10 protein-coding genes, 1 tRNA gene and 1 pseudogene are annotated in these 8,635 nt (G+C 29.7%); 10 read left to right on the forward strand and 2 right to left on the reverse strand.

The features are described from left to right. The first annotated feature begins 3 nt into the window (after positions 1-3). The 6 genes from speB to J1D01_RS14530 all read left to right on the forward strand — a co-directional run bounded on the left by speB (position 4) and on the right by J1D01_RS14530 (position 3,939). Positions 4-945 (forward strand): agmatinase, encoded by a 942-nt coding sequence (gene speB, locus J1D01_RS14505; RefSeq protein WP_372938071.1) that lies wholly within the window; start codon positions 4-6, stop codon positions 943-945. Then, positions 935-1,909, forward strand: a complete 975-nt coding sequence (locus tag J1D01_RS14510) for a deoxyhypusine synthase family protein (RefSeq protein WP_421151323.1) — start codon at positions 935-937, stop codon at positions 1,907-1,909. Before speB ends, J1D01_RS14510 begins: the two co-directional genes overlap by 11 nt. An 11-nt stretch (positions 1,910-1,920) precedes the next feature. Next, the gene (locus J1D01_RS14515) at positions 1,921-2,205 is read left to right on the forward strand and encodes a hypothetical protein (protein ID WP_372938069.1); all 285 of its coding nucleotides are present in this window, start codon (positions 1,921-1,923) and stop codon (positions 2,203-2,205) included. A gap of 20 nt (positions 2,206-2,225) precedes the next feature. Beyond that, positions 2,226-2,639: a VOC family protein gene (locus tag J1D01_RS14520; RefSeq protein WP_372938068.1), complete on the forward strand. Its 414-nt coding sequence runs from the start codon at positions 2,226-2,228 to the stop codon at positions 2,637-2,639. 4 nt (positions 2,640-2,643) lie between these two features. Next, the gene (locus J1D01_RS14525) at positions 2,644-3,432 is read left to right on the forward strand and encodes an RMD1 family protein (protein WP_372938067.1); all 789 of its coding nucleotides are present in this window, start codon (positions 2,644-2,646) and stop codon (positions 3,430-3,432) included. Positions 3,433-3,627: 195 nt separating this feature from the next. Beyond that, the gene (locus J1D01_RS14530) at positions 3,628-3,939 is read left to right on the forward strand and encodes a hypothetical protein (RefSeq protein ID WP_372938066.1); all 312 of its coding nucleotides are present in this window, start codon (positions 3,628-3,630) and stop codon (positions 3,937-3,939) included. A 49-nt stretch (positions 3,940-3,988) separates the two neighbouring features. Here J1D01_RS14530 and J1D01_RS14535 read toward each other — a convergent pair. Further along, positions 3,989-4,072 (reverse strand) — tRNA-Leu (locus J1D01_RS14535). A gap of 139 nt (positions 4,073-4,211) precedes the next feature. On the opposite strand from J1D01_RS14535, the pseudogene J1D01_RS14540 reads away from it, so the two are divergent. Both J1D01_RS14540 and J1D01_RS14545 read left to right on the forward strand, forming a co-directional pair. Further along, positions 4,212-4,439, forward strand: a pseudogene (locus J1D01_RS14540) (transposase); the annotation flags it as partial. A 6-nt stretch (positions 4,440-4,445) separates the two neighbouring features. Beyond that, positions 4,446-4,586, forward strand: a complete 141-nt coding sequence (locus tag J1D01_RS14545; protein WP_421151324.1) for a hypothetical protein — start codon at positions 4,446-4,448, stop codon at positions 4,584-4,586. A 141-nt stretch (positions 4,587-4,727) separates the two neighbouring features. Here J1D01_RS14545 and J1D01_RS14550 read toward each other — a convergent pair whose 3' ends face one another. Then, positions 4,728-5,525 (reverse strand): hypothetical protein, encoded by a 798-nt coding sequence (locus J1D01_RS14550; protein ID WP_421151325.1) that lies wholly within the window; start codon positions 5,523-5,525, stop codon positions 4,728-4,730. Positions 5,526-5,778: 253 nt separating this feature from the next. Between J1D01_RS14550 and J1D01_RS14555 the strand changes: the two genes are divergently transcribed. Both J1D01_RS14555 and J1D01_RS14560 read left to right on the forward strand, forming a co-directional pair. Then, complete coding sequence (locus tag J1D01_RS14555) at positions 5,779-6,513, forward strand: LytR/AlgR family response regulator transcription factor (RefSeq protein WP_421151326.1); 735 nt, start codon at positions 5,779-5,781, stop codon at positions 6,511-6,513. A 4-nt stretch (positions 6,514-6,517) separates the two neighbouring features. Then, positions 6,518-8,056: a sensor histidine kinase gene (locus tag J1D01_RS14560; protein ID WP_421151327.1), complete on the forward strand. Its 1,539-nt coding sequence runs from the start codon at positions 6,518-6,520 to the stop codon at positions 8,054-8,056. The last annotated feature ends 579 nt before the right edge of the window (positions 8,057-8,635 follow it).

The following is an 8,635-nucleotide window of genomic DNA, read 5'->3' on the forward strand; positions in this document are numbered from 1 at the left end:
AAAATGAAAACTAAAACTTACGCAGGCATACCAGAAGCGTATGCAAAGTTAGAACATGCAAAAATAGTTCTAATTCCGGTTCCTTATGATGGAACAAGTACATGGCAAAAAGGAGCAGATAAAGGACCTGATGCTTTTTTAAATGCTTCAGAAAACATGGAACTTTATGACATTGAAACAGATACTGAAGTTTATAAAGAAGGTATCTATTTAGCTGATGCTGTTACAGAAAATGTATCGCCAGAAAGTATGGTTAAAGCAGTGCATCAAGCAACTAAAAACTATATAAAAAAAAATAAGTTTGTAACCATTTTTGGTGGTGAACATTCCATATCAATAGGTACTATTAGAGCGTTTAATGAAGTATACCAAAACTTAACGGTTTTACACATTGATGCACATGCCGATTTAAGAAAAACCTATGAAGGGACAGCATGTAATCACGCATGTGCTGTATATGAAGCTAGCCAAAATACCAACTTAATTCAAGTGGGTATTCGTTCAATGGATGTTAAAGAAAAATCGGTAATGGATTTAGATAAAACATACTTTGCACACGAAATGGCTATTGATGATACTTGGATGGATTCAGCCATCGAACAAATGACAGATAACGTATTTATCACTTTTGATCTTGATGCTTTCGATCCTTCAATATTACCAAGTACAGGTACGCCAGAACCAGGAGGTTTATTATGGTATGAAACCTTAGATTTTTTAAAGCAGGTGTTTGAAGAAAAAAACGTGGTTGGGTTTGATATAGTTGAACTTTGCCCAAATGAAGTTGATAAATCTTCAGACTTCTTAGCAGCAAAACTATATTATAAAATGTTAAGCTATAAATTTCAAAATGAAGACGTTGAAGATAGCTATAACGATGATTTTAACAACAATAACAATAAAGTAAATAACTTTTCAAAATTCAACAAAGACAATGAGTACTAAAGGCGCTATTTCAAATTTCATAGAAAAATACTATTTGCACTTTAATGCAGCATCGGTAGTTGATGCAGCCAAAGCATATCAAGAACAGTTAAACAATGGCGCTAAAATGTTGGTGTCGCTTGCTGGTGCTATGAGTACTGCAGAGTTAGGTAAAATTTTTGCTGAAATGATTAGGCAAGATAAAGTGCATATAATTTCATGCACTGGTGCAAATCTTGAAGAAGATATTATGAATTTAGTAGCACATTCACAATACAAGCGTGTGCCTAATTACAGAGATTTAACACCACAGCAAGAGTGGAATTTGTTAGAAAAAGGCTTAAACAGAGTTACAGATACGTGTATTCCAGAAGAAGAGGCCTTTAGAAGGTTACAAAAACATATCTATGCCATTTGGAAAGAGGCTAATGATAAAGGAGAACGCTATTTACCACACGAGTTTATGTATAAAATGCTATTATCGGGTGTGTTAGAAGAATACTATGAAATAGATTTAAAAGACTCATGGATGTACGCTGCAGCCGAGAAAAATTTACCAATAGTTTGTCCAGGTTGGGAAGACAGTACTATGGGTAACATTTTTGCAAGCTATGTGTTAAAAGGAGAACTTAAAGCCAGCACCATGAAATCGGGCATTGAGTACATGACCTTTTTAGCAGACTGGTACACTAATAATTCTAAAAATGGTATTGGGTTTTTCCAAATAGGAGGCGGTATTGCAGGCGATTTTCCTATATGTGTAGTACCAATGCTTTATCAAGATATGGAAAGAACAGATACGCCTTTTTGGAGTTATTTCTGCCAAATTTCAGATTCAACAACCAGTTATGGTTCATACTCTGGCGCAGTGCCAAACGAAAAAATAACGTGGGGTAAATTAGATATTAATACACCCAAATTTATTATTGAAAGTGATGCAACCATTGTTGCGCCATTAATTTTTGCCTATTTATTAGGTATGTAATTGTGAAAAACATGTTGCGTAAAATTGTAGATTATCAGAAGTTAAACGAAGATATTTTAACCTTACTTGTTGAAAAATTTCCCGATGGATATGAAGATTCAGATGTTATAACCTTTAGAAATGCTAAAAATGAAGTTATAGAAGCAGTAGAAGTTAAAACAGAAGACACTATATATTTAGTAAAAATAGGCAAACGTCTTGTACAAGCTATGGAAGATTTTGAGGCAGATGACGATACAGAAAATGATGATTTAGAGGAAAGTTTACCCTCAAACACGATAGATGATGAGGAATAAATCTATTTTAATTAATTAAAATGAAAGCAAAATTTCACTTAGCATTGCCTTGTAAAAATATTGATAAAACTAGGGAGTTTTACACACAAGTATTAGGTATGTCTTTAGGTAGACAATCCAATAAATGGTTAGATGTTAATTTGTTTAATAATCAATTAACTTTTACAGAATCTGGTTCTTTTAGCTTTAAATTCAAAAATTATAAACTAGAAGATACCGTTTTACCATCGTTTCATTTTGGAGTTATTGTTAAAATAGAAACATGGGGTAAATTGTATAAAAAATTGTTGCAGTTAAATCAAGAAGTTACTACAGAAACCACCTTTATGGAATATAAAGTGGGAGAACATAGCTCTTTTTTTGTAAAAGATCCTAACGGGTACATAATAGAATTTAAAAGCTTTAAAAGCGATGATGAGGTTTTTGCCTCATAAAAAAATGAAAACAACAGCAAGTGCAATTCATGTTGCTCAAATTATTGACATTCAGTCATTAAAAGGTGTTTTTAATTTAACACCGTTGTATGCAGATAACGATGAGATTTTTTTACAGTTAAGTGATTACAAGTATTTATACGCTTTTAAATATGGTATTGTTTGTGTTTATAATTTTACTGAAGAAGAAACCATAGCGTTAAAAGAAAAAATTCACTCAACATTAAAAGGAGATGTTGCTAAAACAACAATGGTAGAATCTATTGAAATTGTAACAAATGCCAACACATTTAAGTTAGAGTTTGAAACCATTACTATACCCGATAGTGATTCTGAAAAATTACGCTTAATAATGTTAAACCTATCTCAATCTGTTGCTTTAGACTTTTATTATAATATAGCCGAACAACTTTTAGAAGACACCAGAAGGCATACAAGTTTTCTAGAAGAACAAGGAAAACTTAATATTAGCGGTAAAAAATTAAAACGGTATATAGGTAAGGTATTAAACATTAAAAACAAAATTTCTGAAAACTTATACATTTTTGAATCTCATGAATTAGCAACTGATGACGAAGATTTAAATAAGTTAAACTTAGAACTTAAAAAGAAATTTGATTTAATAGATAGGCACCAAATAATTCATCAACAAGTAGATATAGTTAAAGAAAACCTAGATCTGTTTAAAGATATTATGTTTCATAGTGAAAGTAGCAGGTTAGAGTGGATTATCATTATACTAATTGTTATAGAAGTAATAGACTTAATTGTATTAAAAATTATAAATATTTAAAATAGTTAGTTTAACGTTTGTTAATACTTAACAAGCAAACAAAGCATAACAAACAAGCAATGTTGTTTGGTTTTTAAGGAGAATGAAGTTATACCTTAAAAAGTTCACGGATAGAGCTACCAAACTATTAAGTACACTTCGGTAAAGCTATTACATCAAAATGTAATAATAATATTTATTTTAAATAACAATAAAATGAAAACAATATCAGTTTTATTATTAGCTATAATATCGTTAAATCAATCCATTGTAAATCAAGATTTAGAAACATTAAAAGCTGTTTTTGATGGTTATGAAGATGGAACATACTATTTTACAGATAGTGAAGATGAAGAAAAATACTATTCTTTTGAAAAAATAGATGAAAGTATTTTAAAAACCTTCGATTTAAAATCTGAAAAATATAGAGGGAAATCTTTTAAAGTTACCTATAAAATAGAAACAATAAAAGATGAGTTTGATGAAGATTACGAAGTTTGGGCTATTGTAAAAGTAGCATTATTATAAATTATAAAAAGCAAAAAGGGTAGATTAAGTCTACCCTTTTCAATGTTTGTGCACACGAGAGGATTCGAACCTCCACGTCCTTAAGAACACTGCCCCCTCAAGGCAGCGCGTCTACCAATTCCGCCACGTGTGCCTTATTTGAGAATATTAAAACATATTTAATATGTAAAAAAATAGAACCACAAATATAATATTTAGTTTGTCAAAAAATTACTTTGGACAGTTTTTTTGATTATTGTTTTTTTTATTTATGAGAATACCTTAAAACAATCATAACTCCCTTTAGACTGATTGTTGCTAAAACAAAAACAGAAGAAGCTAAGGAGTTCTGGTTTATCTCCAATGAATTCAACCTATCAGCTAAAGAAATTGCAGAAGCCTATAGAAAACGATGGGATATCGAAGTATTCTTCAGGTTTATAAAACAAGAACTTAATGTTAGTCATTTGGTTTCATTAAATAAAAACGGCATAGAGGTTATGTTGTACATGACTTTAATCGTGGCAATGCTAATTCTCATCTATAAAAAAGCCAATAATATAGGCTACAAAACTGCTAAAAGAAGATTTAAAATGGAATTGAGAAACTTAGCAATAGCGATGATTGTAGTCTTTTGTGATGGCAATTTAGACCATTTTGAAACCTAGTAATAAAAAATGGTCGGAATTTCTTCCGACCATGACTGCCCAATTAGGGGCTCTTTTATTAGAGGTTTACTTATATTTATAAAACTCAAAAACTATCAAACTTTTCTTACTAATAAATAAGCATTATTAAGAAATAGTTACTTATTGATTTAGACCAAAATAGGCGGCTACAGCATCAAAGTCAGAAGTGTTAACGCCAGCAGCTTTTAGTTCGGAAATTGGATTTCCACTATTTTTTGCTGTATTTGATAATTCAATAGCTACAACAATTAAATGAGTATATTCACCACCTGGAATTATCAAGTTAGAATCGTTTAAATCATAGAAATTAACACGTAATGCCCCACCAGGAGTAGTGTATATTCTTGCATACCCTTTGTTGTTATATATATGTCCTGGAATGGAATACCTAAGACCTGTGCTATGATCTATATAAAAAATATAAGTATAGTTTTCAGGCTTTTCAATATAACTCTTTAAATTTAGGTCAAGTTGAGAATAATCAAAAAACACATCTAAATTATATTTAAAAAGTTGCACATTGGCATTGCCATCTACACCATCAGCACCTTGGCAGTCTAGAGCATCTACTACACCATCTAAATTGATGTCTTCATTACTGTCATCATTTGTAATGTCTCCAATGCCATTACCATTTAAATCCCAACAGTTTATTCCATCTTCACCATCTTCACCATCTTCACCATCTTCACCATCTAATCCGTCTTCACCAGCAATTCCTTGAGGTCCTTCAGGTCCCATTTTTCCATCTTCTCCAGAACAAGAAGAAAAGCTTATTGTTAATAACACCATTAGCATTATTACTAATTGGTTTTTTGATAATTTAAAATTAAGACATTTTAATTTTTGACCTTTTAAACTAAAAAGGTATGATAAACTATTGTACAGTAATTTGAATGTTAAAAAATTTGTTTTCATAATTTTTGTTATTTTGTATTTTGAAGTGCGAAAATAAAAAGGGATTCCTACAACTAATTTAACTTAGTTATAATCGGTAATATCTATTTTATAGACCTCACTGTTTTTTGTGTAATCTGTCTAACAGGGTCATTATAATAGAAATAGTATATAGTACTATTATAATGTTATTTATATAGTAATTGGTACCATATATCATAATTAGTAAAAGAAATGGGCAATCAATTTTTAATTTGACGTAATAAAATATGTTATGAGAGTAATTATTGTAGATGATGAGGTTGCTGCTATAAATAGTTTGTCATGGGAATTACGGAAACACGCCGGTTTTATTTCTATCATTGAAACATTTACTTCTCCTAAAGAAGCAATTTCGGGGATAAATTACTTAAAGCCAGATTGTGTGTTTCTAGATATTGAGATGCCAGAAATGACGGGTTTTTCTCTTTTAGATAAACTTGAATATCGAAATTTTGCTGTAGTTATTACTACAGCCTACAACCAATATGCCTTAAAAGCTATTAAAGAAAGTGCTATAGATTATTTATTAAAACCAGTAGATGAGGATGATATAAACTGTGTTATTGAAAAATTAAAAAAGATAGACAACGGGCATAGTTTTCATATTCAATTTAAACAAACTTTTGAAGCTTTGTCTAAAGTGAATGAATCGCAAATTGTTAAAATACCTGTAAGTGGAAAGGTTTTATTTATTCGTATTGAAGAAATTTTATATTGTGAGTCTGAAGGTAATTATTCCAGAGTTTTTTTACAATCTGGTGAAAAACTAATGGTGTCAAAAAAACTTAAGGAATTAGAGAGTATACTGCCTGCTAGATTTTTTTTCAGAGTTCATAATTCCTACATCGTACACATTCTAAAAGTGAACGAGTATTTAAGATCAGAGGGATATCTTGTTTTAACTAATAAAAGGAAAATACCCATTTCTAGAAATAAGAGAGAAGCATTTTTAGATAAAATGGGTTAATGTAATGTTAGAGGATATTGTAGTTTTTTTTAAAGAGAGTAATCAAAACGGCTTTGGCTTTTTCGTTGTATCAGTTCTGTTCTATATTTTTGTCTTTTTTTTAATTCAATTTTTTCAAAATAAAAAAAGGTTTTATCTTCTTTATAGTCTTTACGCATTGATAAATGGAGGTAATTTACTGAGGTATATAGATGGAGTTTTTTTTACTGATTTTTTTCGTTCGTCTGCAGGAATTAGTTTTATAAGTTGGACACATTATCCGTCACAATTATCCGCATCCATTTTTTTCAGTTTATTTGTCTTAGATATTATGAGGTTTAAAAAGGAATATCCAAATGTTGTTAAAGGAATATTTTGGACTTATTTTGTGGTTTCTCCTATTTACCTCTTTTTATGGGGGTTAAAAATGAATAACCAACATTCTTATTGGATAGATTATTTTCATGGATTCTTCTTTTTACCTCTAAACCTTATCATGTTTTTAATGTTTTTTTATTTAGTGATAAAACAAAATCTAATGATTAAATGGTATATTTTAAGTGGTATGTCTTCTCTGTTCATTTCTTATTTGATTATTACTTTATTTTCATTAAAAATGAAAGGAACAATTATAGATGTGCTTTATATCTTTTATCTTGGAGTATTAATTGAAAGTTTATTATTTGCTCTTGCCATTGGTTTAGAGCAAAAGATAACATATAGGGAAAAAGCAATTGTGCAGAAAAAATACATAAATCAATTAGAGGAAAATCAAATAATTAAAGAAAGTATAAACCGAGCTTTGTCAGATGAATTACTACAAACTAAAACAGAGATGAAGGGATTGAGTACAGAGGCACATAAAGAGCGAACAGAAAGGTTAGCCATGAAAATGGAAAATAAGTTTTCACAACTTCGCTTAGATGCATTAAGGAGTCAAATGAACCCTCATTTTGTTTTTAATGCATTGAATTCTATTAAATCTTACTTAATTGATAATAATCAAGCAAAAGCTATATATTACCTAGGGAGGTTTTCTAAATTAATTAGAGCTACTTTAGAAAGTTCTCGTAAGGATTTGAATACTTTAGATGAAGAAATGAATATTATTAATATGTATATTGAGATTGAAAATGATAGGTTTAAAAAAAATATTAACTATACATACCGCATAGATAAAAATTTAAAGTTAGATCAAATTATGATACCTTCATTGCTGTTTCAACCTTTTGTTGAAAATTCTATATGGCATGGTCTTACAACTAAAAAAGGAGAAAAAAAATTAAAAATAGAAATCAAGCTTCAAGAATCCAATCGTCTTCAAATTACTATACAGGATAATGGTATTGGTAGAAAGTTATCTCAATTGAGAAACTATCAAAATACTTTAAAAGATAAATCATTAGGGCTTTCTATAATAGAAGAACGTTTAAGATTTTTTTCAAAAAAATTTAAAACGGACTTTGATTTAAAATTATTTGATCTTATGGATGAAAAAACAGGAAAATCTAAAGGAACTAAAGTTGAATTATCTATACCAATACTTATGGTTGGTAGGTTTTAATAGAAAACAGGAACAACATAACAGCAATTAATTTTAGTTCCTATTAAAAATTAAGATATCTAATTTTTAATTTGTGACCGGGCTGGGGTCTGAACTTAATGTCATAATACCAGCAATATTAAGTCTTTTGGTTCTTTACATGAAATCTGTTGACGATTTGTGAACCTTACTTTGTGTCTAATAATGTCAAAATAACTTTCGGTAGCACAAATATAGTTATAATTATAATTTAGCACTAAATCTGTTTATAAAATATTATTAAAAAAACTATTGAATGAAAAATCGGTGCTTCTAAAGAAAAATGTAATTGATTATTTGTCGAATGTCACCGAGTGGCACATATGTGTCAGTAGAAGTTTATCTAGTACTGTCACCAATCTCAAAATATTAGAACCGTTAAAGCCATCATTTATATTATAATTAAAGTGTGTAAAATATGGATGTGAGTCTTAATTATACAATACCCCCGCAATTTAAACCCGTAAAATACTTCCATCAAAAGACTTCGGCATAAAGCCACTACTTTGTCCCATGCTATTTATTCCGATTCCTTTTGAGCTAAGATTTTAGCTTCCGTTT

The sequence above is a fragment of the Seonamhaeicola sp. NFXS20 genome (assembly GCF_049132085.1).
In the GTDB taxonomy this organism is placed as follows: Bacteria; Bacteroidota; Bacteroidia; order Flavobacteriales; family Flavobacteriaceae; genus Seonamhaeicola.

What these genes read in the sequence shown, in the direction of transcription:
- speB (WP_372938071.1), top strand. Translation starts at nt 4, where the DNA reads ATGAAAACTAAAACTTACGCAGGCATACCAGAAGCGTATGCAAAGTTA.
- J1D01_RS14510 (WP_421151323.1), top strand. Translation starts at nt 935, where the DNA reads ATGAGTACTAAAGGCGCTATTTCAAATTTCATAGAAAAATACTATTTG.
- J1D01_RS14515 (WP_372938069.1), top strand. Translation starts at nt 1,921, where the DNA reads ATGTTGCGTAAAATTGTAGATTATCAGAAGTTAAACGAAGATATTTTA.
- J1D01_RS14520 (WP_372938068.1), top strand. Translation starts at nt 2,226, where the DNA reads ATGAAAGCAAAATTTCACTTAGCATTGCCTTGTAAAAATATTGATAAA.
- J1D01_RS14525 (WP_372938067.1), top strand. Translation starts at nt 2,644, where the DNA reads ATGAAAACAACAGCAAGTGCAATTCATGTTGCTCAAATTATTGACATT.
- J1D01_RS14530 (WP_372938066.1), top strand. Translation starts at nt 3,628, where the DNA reads ATGAAAACAATATCAGTTTTATTATTAGCTATAATATCGTTAAATCAA.
- J1D01_RS14545 (WP_421151324.1), top strand. Translation starts at nt 4,446, where the DNA reads ATGCTAATTCTCATCTATAAAAAAGCCAATAATATAGGCTACAAAACT.
- J1D01_RS14550 (WP_421151325.1), bottom strand. Translation starts at nt 5,525, where the DNA reads ATGAAAACAAATTTTTTAACATTCAAATTACTGTACAATAGTTTATCA.
- J1D01_RS14555 (WP_421151326.1), top strand. Translation starts at nt 5,779, where the DNA reads ATGAGAGTAATTATTGTAGATGATGAGGTTGCTGCTATAAATAGTTTG.
- J1D01_RS14560 (WP_421151327.1), top strand. Translation starts at nt 6,518, where the DNA reads ATGTTAGAGGATATTGTAGTTTTTTTTAAAGAGAGTAATCAAAACGGC.